Source organism: Massilia sp. NP310 (genome assembly GCF_019443485.1).
In the GTDB taxonomy this organism is placed as follows: Bacteria; Pseudomonadota; Gammaproteobacteria; order Burkholderiales; family Burkholderiaceae_D; genus Telluria; species Telluria timonae.
The window spans coordinates 2,379,852-2,399,581 of the sequence record NZ_CP080379.1 but is presented as its reverse complement, the minus strand read 5'-3'; the positions used below and the strand labels follow the sequence as shown (position 1 = coordinate 2,399,581).

16 protein-coding genes and 3 tRNA genes are annotated in these 19,730 nt (G+C 60.8%); 14 read left to right on the top strand and 5 right to left on the bottom strand.

What is annotated here, in order from left to right; all coding sequences use genetic code 11:
* The first annotated feature begins 66 nt into the window (after positions 1-66).
* The 4 genes from KY496_RS10440 (at position 67) to KY496_RS10425 (ending at position 2,455) form a co-directional block, all read left to right on the top strand.
* Positions 67-1,278, top strand: coding sequence for an amino acid aminotransferase (locus tag KY496_RS10440; RefSeq protein ID WP_219864678.1), 1,212 nt, complete (start codon positions 67-69; stop codon positions 1,276-1,278).
* A 114-nt stretch (positions 1,279-1,392) separates the two neighbouring features.
* A tRNA-Asn gene (locus KY496_RS10435) sits at positions 1,393-1,468 on the top strand.
* Positions 1,469-1,554: 86 nt separating this feature from the next.
* Entirely contained in the window at positions 1,555-2,313 is a 759-nt protein-coding gene (locus KY496_RS10430; protein WP_071361936.1) for an alpha/beta fold hydrolase, read from the top strand.
* Between the two features lie 66 nt (positions 2,314-2,379).
* Positions 2,380-2,455 (top strand) — tRNA-Asn (locus tag KY496_RS10425).
* A 45-nt stretch (positions 2,456-2,500) separates the two neighbouring features.
* Here the strand turns inward: KY496_RS10425 and KY496_RS10420 are convergent.
* The 3 genes from KY496_RS10420 to purT form a co-directional block, all read right to left on the bottom strand.
* Positions 2,501-2,872 carry a hypothetical protein gene (locus KY496_RS10420; RefSeq protein WP_157225550.1) on the bottom strand — a complete coding sequence of 124 codons (372 nt, stop codon included), beginning with the start codon at positions 2,870-2,872 and terminating at the stop codon, positions 2,501-2,503.
* A gap of 7 nt (positions 2,873-2,879) precedes the next feature.
* Entirely contained in the window at positions 2,880-3,347 is a 468-nt protein-coding gene (locus KY496_RS10415) for a penicillin-insensitive murein endopeptidase (RefSeq protein ID WP_081589892.1), read from the bottom strand.
* A gap of 116 nt (positions 3,348-3,463) precedes the next feature.
* Positions 3,464-4,678, bottom strand: coding sequence for a formate-dependent phosphoribosylglycinamide formyltransferase (gene purT / locus KY496_RS10410; RefSeq protein WP_219864677.1), 1,215 nt, complete (start codon positions 4,676-4,678; stop codon positions 3,464-3,466).
* A 143-nt stretch (positions 4,679-4,821) separates the two neighbouring features.
* Here purT and KY496_RS10405 point away from each other — a divergent pair.
* Positions 4,822-4,897 (top strand) — tRNA-Asn (locus KY496_RS10405).
* Positions 4,898-5,226: 329 nt separating this feature from the next.
* Here the strand turns inward: KY496_RS10405 and tssK are convergent.
* A complete protein-coding gene (tssK, locus tag KY496_RS10400; protein WP_005666277.1) occupies positions 5,227-6,558 on the bottom strand; it encodes a type VI secretion system baseplate subunit TssK in 1,332 nt (443 codons plus the stop codon).
* 199 nt (positions 6,559-6,757) lie between these two features.
* On the opposite strand from tssK, the gene tssE reads away from it, so the two are divergent.
* The 3 genes from tssE to tssG are packed head-to-tail and all read left to right on the top strand — an operon-like array spanning position 6,758 to position 10,197.
* Positions 6,758-7,231 (top strand): type VI secretion system baseplate subunit TssE, encoded by a 474-nt coding sequence (tssE, locus tag KY496_RS10395; RefSeq protein ID WP_219864676.1) that lies wholly within the window; start codon positions 6,758-6,760, stop codon positions 7,229-7,231.
* A gap of 21 nt (positions 7,232-7,252) precedes the next feature.
* Positions 7,253-9,103 carry a type VI secretion system baseplate subunit TssF gene (gene tssF, locus KY496_RS10390; protein WP_005666279.1) on the top strand — a complete coding sequence of 617 codons (1,851 nt, stop codon included), beginning with the start codon at positions 7,253-7,255 and terminating at the stop codon, positions 9,101-9,103.
* Positions 9,067-10,197, top strand: coding sequence for a type VI secretion system baseplate subunit TssG (gene tssG / locus KY496_RS10385; protein WP_005666281.1), 1,131 nt, complete (start codon positions 9,067-9,069; stop codon positions 10,195-10,197). Before tssF ends, tssG begins: the two co-directional genes overlap by 37 nt.
* Here the strand turns inward: tssG and KY496_RS10380 are convergent.
* Positions 10,161-11,351 carry a hypothetical protein gene (locus KY496_RS10380; RefSeq protein ID WP_219864675.1) on the bottom strand — a complete coding sequence of 397 codons (1,191 nt, stop codon included), beginning with the start codon at positions 11,349-11,351 and terminating at the stop codon, positions 10,161-10,163. The two genes, tssG and KY496_RS10380, sit on opposite strands and share 37 nt — an antisense overlap.
* Before the next feature lie 158 nt (positions 11,352-11,509).
* On the opposite strand from KY496_RS10380, the gene KY496_RS10375 reads away from it, so the two are divergent.
* The 6 genes from KY496_RS10375 (at position 11,510) to KY496_RS10350 (ending at position 19,730) form a co-directional block, all read left to right on the top strand.
* Positions 11,510-14,119, top strand: coding sequence for a type VI secretion system Vgr family protein (locus KY496_RS10375; RefSeq protein ID WP_219864674.1), 2,610 nt, complete (start codon positions 11,510-11,512; stop codon positions 14,117-14,119).
* Positions 14,116-15,948, top strand: coding sequence for a hypothetical protein (locus KY496_RS10370; protein ID WP_219864673.1), 1,833 nt, complete (start codon positions 14,116-14,118; stop codon positions 15,946-15,948). The genes KY496_RS10375 and KY496_RS10370 overlap by 4 nt, the downstream gene beginning before the upstream one ends.
* Positions 15,945-17,090 (top strand): T6SS immunity protein Tli4 family protein, encoded by a 1,146-nt coding sequence (locus KY496_RS10365; protein WP_219864672.1) that lies wholly within the window; start codon positions 15,945-15,947, stop codon positions 17,088-17,090. The genes KY496_RS10370 and KY496_RS10365 overlap by 4 nt, the downstream gene beginning before the upstream one ends.
* Before the next feature lie 81 nt (positions 17,091-17,171).
* Positions 17,172-18,317, top strand: coding sequence for a T6SS immunity protein Tli4 family protein (locus KY496_RS10360; RefSeq protein ID WP_219864671.1), 1,146 nt, complete (start codon positions 17,172-17,174; stop codon positions 18,315-18,317).
* Positions 18,318-18,348: 31 nt separating this feature from the next.
* Positions 18,349-18,582 carry a hypothetical protein gene (locus KY496_RS10355; protein ID WP_005666287.1) on the top strand — a complete coding sequence of 78 codons (234 nt, stop codon included), beginning with the start codon at positions 18,349-18,351 and terminating at the stop codon, positions 18,580-18,582.
* Between the two features lie 11 nt (positions 18,583-18,593).
* Entirely contained in the window at positions 18,594-19,730 is a 1,137-nt protein-coding gene (locus KY496_RS10350; protein WP_229520533.1) for a T6SS immunity protein Tli4 family protein, read from the top strand.

Genomic DNA, 19,730 nt, shown 5'->3' with positions numbered 1-19,730 from the left:
TTCAATACAAGGGCCGCTGTCTATACAACCGCTGTCAACCCAGCCGAAACAACTGAGTTTATCACGATGACTTCCACTGCCTCCGCCAGCCTTTTTGGCGCCATTGAGATGGCCCCGCGCGACCCGATCCTGGGTATTACCGAAGCCTTCAATGCCGACACCAATCCCGCCAAGATCAATCTTGGAGTAGGCGTCTATTATGACAATAACGGCAAGGTGCCACTGTTGGAGTGCGTACAGAAAGCGGAAGCGAAACTGATGGAGCAGCCTGCGCCGCGCACCTACCTGCCGATCGACGGCCTGGCGGCTTACGACAAGGCCGTGCAAGAACTGGTATTTGGTGCCGACAGCGCGGTAATTCAAGAGAAGCGTGCGATCACCGTGCAAGCCCTGGGCGGCACCGGCGCGCTCAAGATCGGCGCCGACTTCCTCAAGCGCTTCCTGCCGCACGCCGACGTCTACATCAGCGATCCGAGCTGGGAAAACCACCGCGCGCTGTTCGAGAGCGCCGGCTTCACCGTCCACAACTACGCCTACTACGACCCTGCTACGCGTGGCGTCAACTTCGACGGCATGCTGGCCGCGCTGAAGGCGATGCCGGCCGGCTCGATCGTCGTACTGCACGCCTGCTGCCACAACCCGACCGGCGCCGACCTGTCGCAAGCGCAGTGGGATGAGGTGATTGCCGCCGTGCAGGCTGGCGGCCTGGTGCCGTTCCTGGACATGGCCTACCAGGGCTTCGCCAACGGCATCGATGAAGACGGCGCCGTCGTGCGCCGCTTCGCCGCGACCGGCATGCCGCTCTTGGTGTCGAACTCGTTCTCGAAGTCGTTCTCGCTGTACGGCGAGCGCGTCGGCGCGCTGTCGATCGTCGCCACCAGCGGTGAAGAGGCGGCCCGCGTGCTGTCGCAACTGAAGCGCGTGGTGCGCACCAACTACTCGAACCCGCCGACCCATGGCGGCAAGGTCGTCGCCACCGTCCTGTCGAACCCCGAGCTGCGCAAGCTGTGGGAAGAAGAGCTGGCCGGCATGCGCGTGCGCATCCGCGAAATGCGCGGCGCGATGGTCGAGAAACTGAAGGCCAGGGCCCCGGGCCACGACTTCGAATTCGTGCGCCAGCAGGTCGGCATGTTCTCGTACTCGGGCCTGACCAAGGAACAAGTGGGCAAGCTGCGCGACGAATCGATCTACGCCGTGGACACCGGCCGCATCTGCGTTGCCGCACTGAACTCGACCAATATCGATCGCGTCGTTGACGCGGTTGCCAAAGTTCTCTAAAATCCCGGCTCTCCGCAAGCGTTACGGCGTGTGCGGAGAGCAGCAGGAGTGGCGCTTGCGATCTGGGCAAATTTGACAGAAACGTTTCAGCAGCCATATAATGCAAGCATCAATTCCCTGATAGCTCAGTCGGTAGAGCGACGGACTGTTAATCCGCAGGTCCCTGGTTCGAGTCCAGGTCGGGGAGCCAGAATACTGAAAAGGCCGCGTCGTGAGATGCGGCCTTTTTGCTTTGCGGCGCGTGCCAAGGCGTCGTTGGTTACAGGAGATTCTTGCGTGAAGCAATTGCCGAAAAGCCATGCCACCCTGATCGAAGGGCAGATGTTCCGCTTGATGAAGTCGGGGCAGGGCAAGCCGTCGATCGTGCTGATCAATGGCGCGGGCGGCCCGCTCGACGGCTGGTACAAGCTGTATCCCGAGATCGAGCAATTGGGCACGGTGTTCGCCTACGACCGGCCCGGCGTCGGCGGCAGTCCCAAGCCGCGCGAAGCGCAGTATGGGGAAACCGTGGTGGCTCAGCTGCGCCTGCTGCTGCAGGCGGCCGGCGTCGAGCCGCCGTTCGTGCTGGTCGGCCATTCCTTCGGCGGCCTGCACGCCAACCTGTTCGCGCGCGCCTTCGCCGACGAAGTGGCCGGTGTATTGTTCCTGGAGGCCACCGCGCCCGACGACGTCACCACGCTCAAGCAATTCCAGTCACCGCTGCAGCGCGGCTTCATCAAGCTGCTCGACCGCATCTCGCCGCGCGACCAGTTCGACGAGATCCGGAACGAACTCGAGACCGTGAAGGACATCCAGGAAGCGCCGGCGTTTCCTCCGGTGCCGGTGACGGTGTTGTCCGGCACGAAGCGCCTGCCGCGCTGGATGGTGCCGGCCGCCCTGGTGCGCGAGCGCGAGCGCACCCAGCTGGGGCTGGCGGCGCTGTCGCCGCTGGGCGAGCGGATCGAGGCCAGGCGCAGCGCCCACTTCCCGCAACTGACCGAGCCGGACGTGGTGCTGGACGCCTTGAAGCGCCTGGTTGCGCGGGCGAGGGTCTAGTTTCCCGTTTTTTCGTCGTGTGAACACTTGCGAAATCGAAATCAGCAGGTATAATGCGGCCTCCTTTCCCTGATAGCTCAGTCGGTAGAGCGACGGACTGTTAATCCGCAGGTCCCTGGTTCGAGTCCAGGTCGGGGAGCCAGAATTGAGAAGGGCCGCATGCGAATGCGGCCCTTTTTGTATTTGGCTAGCAGATTGATCCACGCATGCTCTTGCCCGTTCGCAGATTGATGCCGAAATGGCAGACGTAGGGCGAAGCTCGATCCCCCTTGTCATGGACGCAGTCAAGATCGCCTTTCTCGCGCACGCGTATGTCGGCCGACGCCCCGCATGCGTCTTTCAAGTCCGGTCCGATTGAGTCGAACAAGACTTTCGCCATGTCGCCCTGGATGGAAAGTGCGGCTTTGTGATCGCTCGATGTCGGCGCCGCTTCTTCGCCGAGGTCGCCAGAATAGATGAGGTAACTGCCCTTGAAATCGCTGTATGTGCCGTCCCATGGTTTTGCGGCAAAAGCGACCGAGCATAAGCCGGCGATGCAGAGGATGGCGGCTATTGGCATTCTCATTTCAGCCTCTCACCTCTACGTGAAAATGGTGGTCATGGCCGCCCAAGGGGCGCGCCAGATGACGGAGCGCTGGGTCATTGAAGTAGACCTTCGTCACGCCAGGAAAATGACGAAAGAGTTCGATTAGCCGTGCAGTGGCTGCCTGATCGTATTGATCAGTCCACTGCCAATATACGGCCTGTCGCTTGCCATCCTTTCGAATGGGCCGTACGTCGACTTCAAGCCCCGTCTTATGCGATCTGTGTTTGTCATAAGGTTTTCCACCCGCCAAGCTGATGTTTCCTATCCCGAATTTGCGGGAATCCAGCGTTGCCCAGACCCTCTCGACGTACAGGAGCAAGTTCATCATTGCCGGATGCGCATATTGGCCGGCACCTCGACCCGGCGTTCCATACACGTAATAGCCGGCGCCTTCCGGCCCTTGAGGCAACATGAAATAACCTCGGCTGTCCTGCGGTTGGGGATGCATCGATCACTCCTGCGATGGCTGCAATGCATCCCATCATGCCGGTCCAGCCCTCTGCAGTATTAGCGCGGCGCAAGCATGTTGCGTACGGAAGTGTACGCGGTAGCCCGCTGCGCCGATCAGCGCTTGCTCGACACCGGCTTGACCTTCGACGCCGCCTCGAGCGCACGCCGGCGCGCGGTTTCGACGTCGTCGGCGGTGGCCAGCGCCACGCCCATGCGGCGGCGCGCGAACGATTCAGGCTTGCCGAACAGGCGCAGGTCGGCGCCCGGCACGCCCAGCGCCTCGGCCACGCCCTCGAAGGCGATGCCGGCTTCGTCCAGCTGGCCATAGATCACGGCGGAAGCACCGGGCGCGCGCAATGCCGGGTTCACCGGCAGGCCGAGGATGGCTTTCGCGTGCAGCTCGAATTCGCTCTGCACCTGGCTCGCCATCGTCACCATGCCGGTATCGTGCGGGCGCGGGCTCACTTCCGAGAACCACACCATATCGCCCTTGACGAACAGCTCGACGCCGAACACGCCCAGGCCGCCCAGGTTGGCGGTGACCTTGGCCGCGATGTCGCGCGCGCGTTCGAGCGCCAGCGGCTGCATCGGATGCGGCTGCCACGATTCGACGTAGTCTCCCTGCACCTGCTTGTGTCCGATCGCCTCGCAGAAGCTCGTTTCGACCTGACCGTCCTGCCTGAGCGAGCGCACGGTCAGCAGGGTGATCTCGTAGTCGAAATCGATGAAGCCTTCGGCGATCACGCGGCCGGCGTCGACCCGGCCGCCCGCGGCGGCGTAGTCCCATGCATGCTGCACGTCGGCGGCCGAATCGAGCTTCGACTGGCCCTTGCCCGACGACGACATCACCGGCTTGACCACGCAGGGAAAGCCGACCGCCGCACAGGCTTCTTCCAGTTCCGCCAGGCTGCTGGCGAAGCGGTAGGGCGAGGTCGCCAGACCCAGTTCCTCGGCCGCCAGGCGGCGGATGCCTTCGCGGTTCATGGTCAGCTGGGCCGCGCGCGCGGTCGGGATGCAGGTGATGCGGCCCGCGGCTTCGAGTTCGGCCAGCTTGTCGGTGGCGATGGCCTCGATCTCGGGCACCACCAGGTCGGGGCGCTCCTGGTCGATCAGCGCTTCCAGCGCGGCGCCATCCGTCATGTCGATCACGTGCGCGCGGTGCGCCACCTGGTGGCCGGGCGCGTTCGGGTAGCGGTCGACGGCGATCACTTCGACGCCCAGGCGCTGCAGGGCGATGATCACTTCCTTGCCGAGCTCGCCGGAGCCGAGCAGCATGACTTTGGTTGCGGAAGGGGAGAGTGGGGTGCCGAGGGTGCGGGGAGTGGTCATGGTTTGTCTGTGAAAAGTAGCAGGCCGCAGCTGGCGGCGAAGCCGAAACTATAGCAAAGCGGGCGGCGCGGGATCGGTGGCGAAAGCGATTCGCATACGGGACTGGTCAAACTGCAAACGCCCGGCTATAATATTGCCTCAATTCCCTGATAGCTCAGTCGGTAGAGCGACGGACTGTTAATCCGCAGGTCCCTGGTTCGAGTCCAGGTCGGGGAGCCAGAATACGAAGGGGAGCTCATAGTGATATGAGCTCTTTTTTATTTCCGGAACGGCGAGTGCCTCATCCCGCTGTGCTGTAATCGTGACGTGCAGAAGGCCGCCTCTTGCTGCCACTTGGCTGCTGTCAGCAGCCAATGTATAACCCTGACATCGTCGAGGTTCCGCACCGGATCATTAATGCCCCGGTCACCTCTTGGAACCCTGGAGGAGCATTGCTGAATTATTTTCAGTCGAAACCGATAGCACGTAAGCACGATCGGGATGCATTGGAAGGGTCACAGTCAGGCATAGAGGTAGAATACGCGGGTCGAAGTACACCGTGGCCCTGATCACGTAATGGCGATCAGCTCGATCTTTAGCCCCGGTATTCCGTCCGGCACGTAGACCGCCAGCGCTCCAGCGTGCAATGCCTTTTCGTAGAGAGGGCTTTTGGTCGACAATGAAAAGTAATAGGTATTTGGCCGCACCGGGATTGCTGGCGGTACCTGAGGCATATGCGCCAGCGGCACGCCCGGCAACGCCGACTTGACTATACTTTCGATGGCATCGGGTGCGGCAACCTTGAGCCGGATGGGCACTGTCGCCACCAGTTCGAGTCCGGGCATATCGGCGGTGACTCCCAGGCATAGCTGCGTCTGTTGAGTGACTCTTGCCGGGTCCAGCACCGCCTGCGAATACGCACGCCGGCCCGGTTCGGCGACCAGCGGAATGATGAAATATTTTGTCCCAATCACCGTATCGACCAGGTCGCGCAACAATCCATCGAGCTCCGCAAACACCTCGCCCAGTGCTTCGTGGCGGTAGGCCGGCAAATCGGCTGTCTTGAAGCGGTCGGAAAACGTCATCAGGCCGCCTACGGCGGAGAGCATTTGCCGAAACATGGCTTCCGGATGCAAGCCCGGGGACCGGGAGCAGTGCATCAGTTGGGCGTTGGCCGTGCTCAGGATATTGAGCATCCACCATGACGAAATGTCGCCCGCGCCGACTTCGTACACTTCGCTACTCGCCTTGCGGTGCGTACGCTGGAGCGATTCGATCTTCGCCGTCATCACGCTAACCAGCTCATCCAGCAAGCCCCGGAGGGCCGGAGCGGCGCCGATCGTAACACTCGGCGGGACGAATGAAGGATCTATCTCGAAACCGCCTTCTGGCGCGCGCCGGATCCGGACCACGGAAACGCTGTCATGCAGGCCGCTCGTCTCGGCGTGGGTGATTAACCTCGGCTGCTTTTTGAGGAACGGCACTTCGATCGCCAGGGCCTCGCTGAACAGATCGCTTGTTTCGATTTCTCGGCACGCGTAGCGCCCATTCTCGTCGGCATTGCCGCCGTGCGGCTTGACGAGGGCAAGCGCGGCGTAAAACGTGAACGTATTAATGTCAGCCGGCAGGCGCGAGAGGTCGACCACCTCAGGCAACAGGTCGGCCTCCGGCGCCTCATAGATCTCGCCATCCGGAAAGATGATCGACATTGTGCTCGCACCAAGGCGGTTATTTTCCAGCCCGGCCAGATTCCACTGCACCGCGCACACGCCCCAGAAGTACGGGTTCAGGGCCGAGGCTATCCGCTTGAGCCGCGCTTCGTGGTAGAGATCCTGGCGCTGGAAGTGTTGCGGACCTAACGTCAGGCCTTCCGACCACATGATCTTGGATGCCGCGCTCATGAGCTCCTCCACGAAGTGTTTTTACCAGACAGATTCTTGGAAGCATGACTTCGCAACCCTTCGCAGTCGTTGATCTTGCTCATCCTGTTGTGCCATCGGCCTGCTCACGCCACTCCATTGTGAATGCGCAACGTTTTTCACATGCAAGGCTCGATAATGGCTGCCGTGGTCGCTTCGGGGCCCCTTGGAGGAGAACACCATGCAAGGTTTTACCCGCGGCTTGTTCGATCGCCTCGACGATGATGACGCCCTGCCTTCCGGCAACAAGCGCGAAACGCGCGCGCGGGCAATGGAAGAGGCCATACGCAGCGTCACGCGCGACCTGCAGGCGCTCCTCAATACCCGATCGGCCCTGTCGCTGGCGTCGCTGGAGTCCTATTCGGCAGTATCCGGATCGATCGTGAACTACGGCCTCATCGACTTCGCCAGCATGTGCATGGGCAGCGACAACGATCAGCAGGAAATCTGCAAGGCCGTCCAGCTGGCAATCGTACGCCACGAGCCGCGATTGCATCAGGTGGCGGTGACCCTGCGCCCGAGGCAGGGTGCGATCAACCGCGTCGACTTCGTCATCACCGCCCGGCTCAAAGGCGCGCACCTGGGCGAACCGATATCCTTCAACGCCGTGTTCCGGCCTTCCCTCCAGCAGTATTCGATCGAAGGCACGGACTAAAACGCGAAAAGCACCGATCCCATGGATGAACTGTTCACGAAGTACGAGCGCGAACTCGTCACCCTCAGGTCGCTGTGCCGGGAGTATGCGCAGCGCTACCCCAAGGTCGCGGCGAAACTGCAGCTGGGAGGAGACACGTGCGACGACCCCCACGTGGAACGCTTGATCCAGGGCGTCGCCTTGCTCAGCGCACGCGTCGCGAAGCGCGTGGACGATTCGTATCCGCAGTTCACCGAAGCGCTGCTCAATCTGCTGTTTCCTCACTACCTGCGACCGTTTCCCTCGTGCGCGATCGCGCGCGTGCTGGGCGAGCCAGGCGGAAAGAAAGAATCAGGAACGATTCCCGACATGCCGCGTGGCACCCTGCTCGCATCCGCGCCAGTAGCCGGCGTGGCTTGCACGTTCAAGACTGTCTACGACGTCAAGCCTTCGGGCGTCGTGCTTTCCGAAGCGAGCTTCGACACCGCCGTCTGCGCCCCTGTCGCGACGCGCCTGCCCGAGAGTGTCACCGCGACGCTGACGCTAAAGTTCGCATCAGCGCGGCCGGGCGAGCCGCTCTGCGCGGCAACCGCTACCGCCATGCGCCTGTACGCCGATGGCGATGCCTCGTTCTGCGCTGCGCTGCGCGACACCCTTTTCATGCACACCCGAGCCGCATACGTGCAACTGGACGACAAGGGGCCATGGGAACGATTGCCGCTCGTCCCGGTCACGCCAGCCGGATTCGCTGATGACGATGCGCTCATTCCCTTCGAAGCACGCGCCCACGCGGCGTACCGTCTCCTCGCCGAGTATTTCGCCTTTCCCGAGAAATTCAACTTCTTCGACATCGACATTCCAGTCCTGCTCCGCCGCATCCCTGCCGGGCGCACGCACTTCACGCTGCGCCTGGCGATCGCCGACATACGTCACGAGGGCGACAAGGCGCGAATGCTGGCAAGCCTGTCGAAACAGCATCTTCTGGCCGGCTGCACGCCGGTAGTGAACCTGTTCAGGCAACCGGGCGTGCCGATCACCTATGACCAGCTATCGGCCGACTACACCCTGCTAGCGCACGGCAATCATCCGCAAGCGTACGAGGTGTACTCGGTCGACCAGGTGCACCTGGTGCGCCAGCAAGGCTCGGGCGCGACCGTCACCGAATTTCGCCCCTTTTATTCGCTTCAGCATGGCGACGAAAGCCTGACGGGACGTGGACGCTACTGGCTGATGCACCATGACGAAACCCTTGCCATTTGCAGTCCCGGCCATGAAAAATCGATCACACTCGTCAACGCCGACTGCGAGCCGCTCGAAATAGAACGCAACGTCCTGTCCATCGATCTGAACTGCACCAACCGCGACCTGCCATGCTCGCTCAAGATCGGCGCGCCGGACGGAGACTTGTCCATTCCCGGCGCAACGGGTGGCAACGTGATCCGCCTGTTGCGCAGGCCGACCCGTCCGGTTCGGCTGGCGAACACACCTGGCATGCACTGGCGCCTGATCTCCCACCTCGCGCTCAACCACCATTCGCTGGTGCTGGAAGGGGCGCACGGCCTGCGGGAGATGCTGGCACTGTACGACTTCGCACCGTCGCCCGTCTCGCGCCGGCAGATCGGCGGCATTGTCTCCCTCGATCAGAGCGAGACCACGGCCTGGATGCGGCACAAGCGCGGTTCCTCCCTGGTGCATGGCACCGAGATCCGCCTCACGCTCGACGAAGAAGCCTACGCCGGCGCCGGCCTGCATTTGTTCGTGCAGGTTCTCGACCAGTTCTTCGCGCTGTACGTGCATATCAACAGCTTTGTCGAGCTCGTCATCCTGTCTCAGCAAAGCGGAAAGGAACTGTTCCGATGCAAGCCACGAAGCGGACGCATGAATCTAGTGTGATCGGCGTGCTGCTGGCCGAACCGCACCAGTTCGAATTCACACAGTTGCTCAACCTCCTGCTGCGCGAGCTGCGGCGCCAGGGTATTCCCTACGAGCGAGCCATGCGCGAGGTGCTCAGGTTCCAGAACAACCTGTCGCTCTCGTTCCCGGCCAGCGAAGTGCATTCGCTCGAGGTCGAGCCGGACGTGCCGGATTCTCTCGCTTCCCTGCGCATGGGGGAGCTGAAGCGCATCCGGATCACGCCGGCATTCATCGGGCTGCTGGGGGCTGGCGGCACCCTTCCCATGCACGACACCGAGCGGATCGCCGCCCAGAAGGCGCATGCCGGCGATGCCAGCCAGCGCGAACTGCTTGATGTGCTGTCGAACCGCCTGATCGGGATGTTCTACGAAGCCTGGGCCAAGTACCGGGTCGAGCATAGCCTCGACGTCCAGGGCCAGGACCGCCTGCTTCCAATGCTGACCGCCATGGCGGGCGTAAGATCGGCATCCGGACACATGTACCCGGCTGGCCAGGTGAAGCAGGAGACTGCAGCCTACTTTTCGGGGCTGCTCAGGACCCGGCCGGTCTCGGCAGGCACAGTCGAACAAGTGTTGAGCGCCTACTTCGGGCTACCGGTCCAGCTGGAGCAGTTCGTGGGCTGCTGGGCGCCGGTCCCCTTGAACCGGCGCAGTACGCTCGGCGTCACGGCGCCGACGCTTGGCGTCAGTGCGGCGCTCGGCGTGCGCCAGTGGCGCCACGACCTGCGCGCCAAGCTGCACATCGGCCCTCTCGACGATGCGCACGTAGCGGGATTTCTTCCCGGCGGAGACGCGCTGACCGCCCTGGCGGAGATGGCCAGCCTGTTTGCGACGCCAACCGTTCGTTACGAACTACGGCTGCTGCTCGCGCCTCCCTGCATCAAGCGCTTCACCTTGAGCACGAGGACAGCGCCACGCCGGCTTGGCTGGAACACGTTCCTGACCGGGACTGACGGCGTCGCCAGGCGTCCAGAAATCAGGTCGATGCTGCGCCTGCCGGCGCGCGTCGCTCTCCCGGCACAGGGAGGGGGAACGGGTCAAGCGGCGGTGACTGCGGCGGCACCGGCCCGGTAGGATTTGGGCGCGGGCACCTCGCCCTGCAGCTGTTCCGCATGAACCAGTACCGGCGCGGCAAAGATGAGTTTGCGCTGCAGGTTTCCGATGCCAAAGGGCTGCATCCGAAAATGCCCCCGGCGCCAATGAGGCGTCACGCTGCCTCCGGACGCACACGTCGGCGCGCTTAACGGCAAGGACTCGGGACCAACCATGATGCCGTCGTACAGGGAGGCCGATCTCTGCAAGAGTTTGGCGCGCTTGCGCTCGCCCAAGCCAGCGGCACGGCGCAGCGCCGCATCGTGGTCACGGTGCTCCGCGACGCGCGCCTGTTTCAATGCCATATACAAGAACACCCTCACAACGTAGCTGACCGCGGCGTGCATCGGCCGATGGAAATCCCCGTCCGCCTGTTCTTTGACAGCGCCAAGAACCCTGGTCAACCATTCGCCAACTGTGGTGTTTCCCCTGTCGGTCTCGCCGAGCAGCGATACATGGCCTCTGTAGAGATCCTGGCGCTTGCTGGCAAAGATGAGTTCCAGCGTCCAGCGAGACTCCCCGTCGGCGCAAAGCTCGGCGGGTGGGGTCAGGAAACAGAAAACGCCATCGAACAAATGGTCTTCGGCCTGCGAAACCGGCACCTTCAGGTAGCGCATCGCCGTGTCTCCAAAGCGTAAGTACTGGGCCGGATAAGGCAGAGCCACCATGCTCATCGGCAGGCTGAGGTCTACGTCCGAGTTCGTCAGCAGCGTTTCCAGTGCCGGCGTGGCCTCGATTACCGTCCCCTTTTGCAAATGGTATTTCAGGTTCACGCTGATCTCGACCGCGAGCCTTTGCAGGTCCTCGGCGAGCATCTCGGCCATCGCTCCGGATAGCGGGCGCTCGGGCCGTGTGTGCTCGAACTGCCGGAGGATCTCCTTCCTGATCTGCCAGCACAGCGTGCTCTGATCTTGCCAGCGGCGCCAGACCTCGGTGTGCCCGAGCGCCCGCGTCCAGGCGTCGATTGCCCCTTGATTGCGAAACTCGACCGGGTAGGGCCGCCCGCGCAGAGTCGTCACCCGGCTGCAGTCCACCGCTGGACCGATGTCGATCAGTTGGTGCTCCAGCGACTGCCTTCCAGGCGCGATGACACCATCGTTTCGGGCCAGTCCTCGTTGTGCCAGTTTTTTCAGCATGTCAGATTCGCCTAGAGAAGATCGATTCGCAGAAGACTCTCGGGAAACTGTAGACATGGCTTACGGAAACGCATTGACTCTGGTCAATTTCAGCCTAGCGACGTCAAGGTAACGTAGCCGTTGGACTTTTTCTAATTCGCGGCGATCGGAGGCAATCAGTGGGGGAAATCCAGGCAATCGCGGCCGGCGCCGCGCGCTCGGCGTTCAGCGGCGCATCCCAGCACAACCGCATCATGCGGCTCGATTTTCCGTTCGAGGACGGCCCCCCCGCCATCCTGCTTCCAAACAAGCTGAAGGTTTCCGAGGCAGTGTCGCGCTGCTTCCGCATCGTGGTCGAGGCGCTGTCGGACGACCCGCGCATCCCCCTCAAGATAGTGATGGGCAAAATGGTGACGATCTCCCTGGTGCGGGAAGACGGGTCGCTGCGCTATTTCAACGGCTACGTCACCGAGTTCCGTTTTGTCCGCAGCGACGGCGGCTTCGCTTTCTACCAGATGGTGCTCGAACCCTGGCTCGCGTTCACGCGGCTGCGCAAGAACAGCATGTCGTTCCACAACAAGAGCGTGCGCGAGATCACCGAGGACACCCTGAAGCACTACCGCCCGGCCGACTGGCACATGTACCCGGTCGACGAGTCGAAGCTGACCGTCGCCAACCAGTACAACGAGACCGACTACAACCACCTGCACCGGCGCTGGGAAGCACTCGGCCTGCACTACTGGTACGAGCATGAATTTGGCCGCCACAAGCTCATGATCTCGGACAACAGCTTCCTGGCCGAGCCGATCGACGAGGAAGCCTACCTGATCCCGTTCCACGACAAGGGCGGCTCGCGCGAGGACGACGGCATCCACGAGTGGACGGCGATCCGGCGCCTTGGCCCGGGCCAGGTCACGCTGGCGAGCACGGATTACAAGAATCCGGGGGCGCAGCGTGCCAGCGTCGATTCGGGCAACCAGCAAGGCGACGTCTTCCCCTACGAGATCTACGAGGACACCGGGGCGTACGGCTTTCGCATGCGCAGCGACGGCGAACAACTGGCAGCGCAACGCATGGAAGAGCAGGACAAGAACAGGCAGTATTTCGAGGCGGCGGGCAACGACAGGAGCGTGCTGCCGGGCCGCACCTTCAAGCTCGGCGACCATTTCAGCGCAGAGCCGCGTTCGCCCGAATACGATCCCGAGCCGCGCCGCAGTATCGGCGACCGCCGCTACCTGATCCTGGACGTCGAACACGAAGCGACCAACAACTACCAGGCCGGGGTCGGCGCGCCCTCGCAATACGAGAACCGCTTCACCTGCATCCGCAAGGACATCCGCTGGCGCCCAGGCCCCGGCTTCAACAGCGCGCCCGGCACCTACATGGGGCTGCACACCGCGACCGTGGTCGGCCCCGCCGGCGCCGATATCCATACGGACGGCTATGGAAGAGTCAAGCTGCAGTTTCCCTGGGACCGGCTGGGAAAATACGACGAGAACAGCTCGCCCTGGATCCGGGTGATGACCCCCGCCGCCGGCAATGAATTCGGGCAGGTCCGATTGCCGCGCGTGGGTGAGGAAGTGGGCGTCGTCTATTCCAATGGGAATATCGACCACCCCTTGATCCTTGGCGCAGTTTACAACGGCAAACACATGCCGCCCTGGAAGCTTCCGGAGCAAAGTGCCCTGGCCGGCCTGCGCAGCCGGGAACTCGGCGGCGGCGCGCGCGGCAATCACCTGATCCTGGATGACACGAAGGAGCAGATCCAGGCGCAGCTGAAAAGCGATCATCAATGCAGCCAGCTCTCGTTGGGACATATTACACGCATCGAAGACACGAGCGGGCGCAAGGACGCGCGCGGGGAAGGCTGGGAACTCACGACCAATGCCTGGGGTGTCGCCCGCGCCGCCCAGGGGATGCTCATTACCACCGAAGCGCGGCTGAACGCGGCGTCCCATGCGAAGGACCTGGGCGAGACCGCACAGCGGCTGGCATCGGCGGCGCAGATTCAGGAACAGCTGGCCGCGATGGCGCTCGATCACGAAGCGCAGGAAAGCGGCCAACAGGATGAGGCTGCGGAGGACGTCAAAGCCCAGAACTCGGCTATCCGCGGGGCAGCCAAGGGGTCGTCCCCCGAGCTCTCTGAGCCGCATCTTGTCATGGCGAGCCCTGCCGGCATCGAGCTCACGAGCGCCCAGTCGACCCACATCGCCAGCGAACGCCACACCGCGATCACAAGCGGCAAGAGTCTTTCGCTCGCAAGCGTCGACAGCCTGTTCGCCAGCGTGGGCAAGACCTTCAGGCTGTTCGTGCACAAGGCGGGAATGAAGCTGATTGCGGCCGCCGGCAAGGTGTCGGTGCAGGCGCAGACCGACGACGTGGAAATCATCGCCAATAAGGTGCTCGAGATGATCAGCGACACGGAGTGGGTGAACATCCGCGGCAAGAAAGGGATCCGCATGTACGGCGGCGGCAAGAACATGGTCGAGATCGGCGAGCAAGTCCAGTTTTTCACCGCGGCGCCAGTGCTATTCCACGGCAATCTCGAGACGCTGCCGCCAAAAAGCGTGTCGCAGGCGTTCAACGAACGCTCCCGGGATTACCAGTTCGACCAGGAGGTCAACTTCGTCGACGCGAACCTGAAGCCCGAGAAGGCCGTCGCCTACGAACTCGTGCGCGGAGATGGAACGGTCATGGACGGGAAAACGGCGGCCAGCGGCAGCACCGAGGTACAGAAATCCGGCGGTTTCGACTCCTATACCATCCGCTACAAGGGCGAACTACCATGAGCGATCAATCCGAACTGAACGAGCGCGGCAATTATCAGGGCGAATTCACGCAGGGTGTCGGCGGGTGGGCGGAATACACGGTCCACATGACGAAGACGTCCGACACGATCCGCCACGACGTCAAGCTCCCGCCCAAAAAAGTGATTCCCGTGATCTTCCTGCCCGGTGTGATGGGCAGCAATCTTCGGCTGAGCAAAAAACGACAGGAAGAACTTGATCGGCCCGATAACCGTTCGTGGCGACCGGACGACATGGTCGGCATCAATAGCGGGGCCGCCCTTGTTGGTGCCGGGCTGGTCGGCTGGTACAAGAATGCCTCGCCGGAACAGCGGCAACTCATGCTCGACCCGAACGAGACGGAGGTCGAGTACTACAACTATACGGAAAGCGAAGATCGCTTCGATCCCGAAGGCGCCGAAACGCTGGCTTCGGACAAATTGCATCAAAACGTCCCCGACAGCCTCGAACCCATTCCACCCCTGATAGGAATGCGTGCGGTAACAGGACGGAACTTCAGGCGCGGTCCTCTGGTGAAGAAACGCGAAACACCAGCACAGATCGCAAGGTGGCGCGGCTGGAGCGAGGTCCTGTTCGCCGGAGCTTACGGGAAGATGTTGAAAACGGCTGAAAGCCACCTCAACAATATGGTGGTAGGAGATGCGGCCAACCCAATGTGGAAACCCTTCTTCGCCGATCCACGCACTTTTGGCGGCGTAAATGCAGGCTCGGCACTGACGGAGCAGGACCTGAAGAAAATCGCCGCGTGCTGGTATCCCGTCCATGCCATGGGATACAACTTTTTGAAGAGCAACGGAAAAACCGCGACGACGATCGCGGAGCGGATCCGCGGGCTTGCCAAGGGCTACCAGAAGCGGGGCTTCAAGTGCGACGAGGTAATTATCGTCACGCACAGCATGGGTGGCCTGCTGGCGCGGGCGCTCATCCATCCAAAGTATGGGAACCTGCTGAACGACCCCGCTGTCAAGATGCTCGGCATCTACCATAACGTGATGCCGACCATGGGCGCCGCCGCATCCTATAAACGCATGCGTTTTGGGTTCCTGGAAAAGGCGTTGCTGTTTCCCGAAACCAAGGCCAGCATTTTCGGCCTCAATGGGAAACATGCCACCGCCATCCTCGCCAACGCGCCTGCCGCACTGGAACTGTTTCCCGGTTCCGCTTACGGCAAATCGTGGCTGAAGGTCGTGGACGGGTCCGGGCGCGAGATGTGGAGCTGGCCGGGCGACAAAGCGAGCGCCTTGGAGAGCATTTACCTGCAACCCGCCGATCGATGGTGGCGACTCATCAATCCGAATTGGGTCAACCCCGGGCGCGTAATAGAAGAGGATGGCGGGGGTATCTCTGCCGTTATGGAGCGCCTGAAAAAAGCCAGTGAATTTATTGAAGACATCAAGACCACCTTCCATCCGACCAGTTGCTACGGCAGCTTCTGTTCGTCGCAGGAACGCCTCAGCTATGGCGAGATCGTGTTCAAGGCGACCGACCCCGACTTATGGGACAGCCGGCACATCAGGCTGTCCCCAGTAGAGACCTGGAAGCTGCTGAGCGATGACGCCCAGGGTACATTGAAAGTCCAGACCGCCAGCCGCGTGCTGACGCTCGTCCTGCAACCGCCAGCCGCCCCCGGCGACGAAACCGTCCCCGCCGCCCGCTCCGCCAAACAGATTGCGGGCAAGCTGTTCGTGCATGGAGAGACCAAAGGCAAGAGCTACGAACACCAGAACAGCTATGCAGACCAGGATGTGCTGGCCTCGCTGCTGTATTCGGTCGTACAAATCGCCAAGACGGCGAAATGGGAGGCAGCTTGAAGATCACTTCGACCCTGCAGCGTGGTGCCATATTCGCTGCCTTGCTGATTGCTTTGGTGTCATTAGCTGGAAATTCTCGTACTTATGCCTACAAGGAGATCGCCGTGCCCGAACCAGTCAAGCTCAGTCCGCGCCTGCGGACGCTGTTCGAGAAAACAAAAATCCTTTGTTTCGGCCGCTATGCGATCGAAGTACCCCAAGAAGCCCAGCTCATTATGGGAGAAGTCTCGTTTCCATCAACCGTCAGGGTGTTTCTCGGTGGAATCGAGAAAGCAAAACACAGGGCCGAAGAAAAAATTGCAAAAATGAAGTGGGAAGACGCTACTGCCGAAATCACTTACAACGATGTAGGGCCGATCGAGGACAGCTGGCAGACGCGCTATTTCGAAGACAAATACAAAAAAGAGCGCAACGCGCTGTTCTTCGACACGTATATCAGCAAAGCCGAGATGACATTCGTGCTGCGCGATTCCATCAAGCAGGGCGAGACCGAAAGCACAGTAATTGCCAGACAGCGCGCGCGCGCCGGGAGCTTGCGGCTGCGCGCTGCGGACGAAGTGCCGACTGAACCAGGCGTCTGCATCGAACACGCCTTCATGGCCAGTGATCGGTACGATCATCAGGAGATGGCGAATGCAGGAGTCTACTTGCCCAGCTTCCCGGACATTACGTTCTCGATCCGCTCGAACAAGGACGCCTATGCCGATTACGACAAGGCTGAGTTCGAGCAAATGAAGCGCGACGAGTTGTCCCTGCTTGGCCGTATCAAGGGTGCCCAAGATATGCAGGGCGCTCTTTACCCCAAGCGGGACGTTCTGCGCGAAGGCAAACGAGACGTACAACATTGGAAGGGCGAAGAATCGCTCATTCGCAGGCCCGACGGCACCCACGATTTCGAATGGGCCTTTGTCGGTACGCCGACAGATGTGGCTAATCCGTCTTCGTTTGGCGCTGCCATGTTCACCAAGGTCAAGCACAATCTGGTCGGGGCCGCTAATAAGGCATCAGTCACCGACGACGAGGCAGTCGCGCTGTGGGACAAGCTCCTGTCCGGCCTGAAATTCCGGGTCAAAGTGCCCGGCGCACCCGAGGGTTCCTACTATTTACCTAAGGACAAACCCGAGGCGACTTCCGCCAAGTGACAATGCGGCGAAACTGTAATCAGGAGCGACGATGCAGTATTTGGTCGTGCAAATCGCCAAGTCCGCAAAGTGGGAGGCTGCATGAAGATCACCTCGACCCTGCAGCGTGGCGCAGTGTTCGCTGCTTTGCTGATTGTTTTGGTGTCGTTGGCTGGAAACTCCAGTACCTATGCCTATAAGGAGACCACCGTGCCCGAACCAGTCAAGCTCAGTCCGCGCCTGCGGACGCTGTTCGAGAAAACAAAAATCCTTTGTTTCGGCCGCTATGCGATCGAGGTGCCGCAGGAAGCCCAGCTTGTTTGGGGGAGCGCCTCGTTTCCTTCAGATATAGATATTATTTCGGGAGGTATCGAGAAAGCGAAACGCAGGGCGGAAGAAAAAATTGTGAAATTGAAACGCGAGAAGCGTACTTCCGAAATTACTTACAACGACGTAGGGCCGATCGAGGATAGCTGGCAGACACGCTATTTCGAGAACGAATTCGCAAAGGAGGACAATTCTCTTTTTTTCGACACGTATATCAGCAAGGGCGAGATCACCTTCGTCCTGGGCGATGCCATCGAGACAGGCGAGACCGAAAGCACGGTAATCGCCAGACAGCTCGCGCAAGCCAAGAGCTTGCGGCTCCGCGCAGCGGAGGAGGTGCCGACCGAACCGGGCTTCTGTATCGAACACGGGTTCATGAAAGGTGATCGGTACGGTGATTCAGAGAAGGTAAATGCAGGAATCTATTTGCCCAGCTTCCCGGACATTACGTTCTCGATCCGCTCGAACAAGGACGCCTATGCCGATTACGACAAGGCTGAGTTCGAGCAAATGAAGCGCGACGAGTTGTCCCTGCTTGGCCGTATCAAGGGTGCCCAAGATATGCAGGGCGCTCTTTACCCCAAGCGGGACGTTCTGCGCGAAGGAAAACGGGACGTACAACATTGGAAGGGCGAAGAATCGCTCATTCGCAGGCCCGACGGCACCCACGATTTCGAGTGGGCCTTTGTCGGTACGCCGACAGAAGTGGCTAACCCGTCTTCGTTTAGCGCCGCCATGTTCACCAAGGTTAAGCACAGTTTGGTGGGCGCCGCTGAGAAGGCGTCGGTAAGCGATGACGAGGCAGTCGCGGTATGGGACAAAATTCTCTCTAGCCTGAAGTTCAGGGTCAAAGTACCCGGCGTACCCGAGGGTTCCTACATTTACCCAAAAGGCAAACCGGATACGTCTGCCGCCAAGTGACAATGCGGTGAAACTATAATCGGGAGCGGTGATGAAACGTCAGGGCCGAGGCGTGATTCGCCTGGATGACAAGCCTCCAACGGCCCCGGGCGACGAAACCGTTCCGGCCGCCCGTTCCGACAAACAGGTCACTGGGAAATTGTTTGTGCACGGCGAGACGAAAGGAAAAAGCTATGAGCACCAAAATAGCTACGCCAACCAAGACGTCCTGGCGTCCCTGCTGTATTCCGTTGTTCAAATCGCCAAGACAGCGAAATGGAAGTAATCGTGAAAACTATGACTTACCTGAAGCGCGGTACGATCCTGGCCCTCTTGCTGCTTGCCTTGGTGTCGTTGTGTGTAAATTCCCGCAATTACACTTACATGGAGACCGTCATGCCCGAACAAGTCAAGCTCAGCCCGCGCCTGCAGGCACTGTTTGAAAGGACAAAAATCCTTTGTTTCGGCCGCTATGCGATCGAAGTGCCTCAGGAGGCGCAGCTCATACCGGGGAGTGCCGTTCTCGACTCTGGCATTGAGGTTGTTTCCGGCGGATTAGAAAAGGCAAAGCGCCGCGCCGACGCGAAAATAAGGAAAGTGAAGTGGGAAGACGACACTGCTGAGATTACCTATAGCGGCCCGGGGCCGATCGCGGATAGCTGGCAAGTTCGCTATTTCGAAGATAAGTACAATAAAGAACGCAATGCGCTTTTTTTTTACACGTACATAAGCAAGGGCGAAATCACATTCGTGTTAGATGATTCGATCTCAAAAGGAGAGAACGAAAGCACGGTAATCGCCCGACAGCTGGCTCGGGCCGAACGCTTGAGATTGCGCGCTGCAGAGGCACTACCGACTGAGCCGGGTTTTTGCGTCGAACACGGCTTCATGCCGAGCGATCGCTATGTGGCTCAGGAAACGATCAGTGCGGGAATTTATTTGCCCAGTCTTTCGGATGTTACCTTCTCCGTCAGTTCCAACAAAGACGCTTACGCCGATTATGACAAAGCTGAATTCGAGCAGATGAAGCGTGATGAACTGTCCCTGCTTGCCCGCATTAAGGGCGCCCAAGAAACCCAAGGCGCGTCGTACCCCAAGCGTGACGTTCTGCGCGAGGGCAAACGGGACGTACAACATTGGAAGGGCGAAGAATCGCTCATTCGCAGGCCCGACGGCACTCACGATTTCGAGTGGGCCTTTGTCGGCACGCCGACAGACGTGGCCAATCCATCCGAGTTTCATGCCGCCATGTTTACCAAGGTTAAGGACAATATGGTCGGGGCCGCTAAGAAGGCATCGGTCACCGACGACGAGGCGGTCGCGGTATGGGACAAACTTCTTTCCAGCCTGAAGTTCCGAGTCAAAGTGCCCGGCGCACCCGAAGGTTCCTACATTTACCCAAAAGGCCAACCGGATACGTCTGCCGCCAAGTGA

Coding starts and splice junctions, on each gene's coding strand:
- KY496_RS10440 (WP_219864678.1), top strand. CDS start 67: ATGACTTCCACTGCCTCCGCCAGCCTTTTTGGCGCCATTGAGATGGCC.
- KY496_RS10420 (WP_157225550.1), bottom strand. CDS start 2,872: ATGCCAATAGCCGCCATCCTCTGCATCGCCGGCTTATGCTCGGTCGCT.
- KY496_RS10415 (WP_081589892.1), bottom strand. CDS start 3,347: ATGCATCCCCAACCGCAGGACAGCCGAGGTTATTTCATGTTGCCTCAA.
- purT (WP_219864677.1), bottom strand. CDS start 4,678: ATGACCACTCCCCGCACCCTCGGCACCCCACTCTCCCCTTCCGCAACC.
- tssK (WP_005666277.1), bottom strand. CDS start 6,558: ATGAGCGCGGCATCCAAGATCATGTGGTCGGAAGGCCTGACGTTAGGT.
- tssE (WP_219864676.1), top strand. CDS start 6,758: ATGCAAGGTTTTACCCGCGGCTTGTTCGATCGCCTCGACGATGATGAC.
- tssF (WP_005666279.1), top strand. CDS start 7,253: ATGGATGAACTGTTCACGAAGTACGAGCGCGAACTCGTCACCCTCAGG.
- tssG (WP_005666281.1), top strand. CDS start 9,067: ATGCAAGCCACGAAGCGGACGCATGAATCTAGTGTGATCGGCGTGCTG.
- KY496_RS10380 (WP_219864675.1), bottom strand. CDS start 11,351: ATGCTGAAAAAACTGGCACAACGAGGACTGGCCCGAAACGATGGTGTC.
- KY496_RS10370 (WP_219864673.1), top strand. CDS start 14,116: ATGAGCGATCAATCCGAACTGAACGAGCGCGGCAATTATCAGGGCGAA.
- KY496_RS10360 (WP_219864671.1), top strand. CDS start 17,172: ATGAAGATCACCTCGACCCTGCAGCGTGGCGCAGTGTTCGCTGCTTTG.
- KY496_RS10355 (WP_005666287.1), top strand. CDS start 18,349: ATGAAACGTCAGGGCCGAGGCGTGATTCGCCTGGATGACAAGCCTCCA.
- KY496_RS10350 (WP_229520533.1), top strand. CDS start 18,594: ATGACTTACCTGAAGCGCGGTACGATCCTGGCCCTCTTGCTGCTTGCC.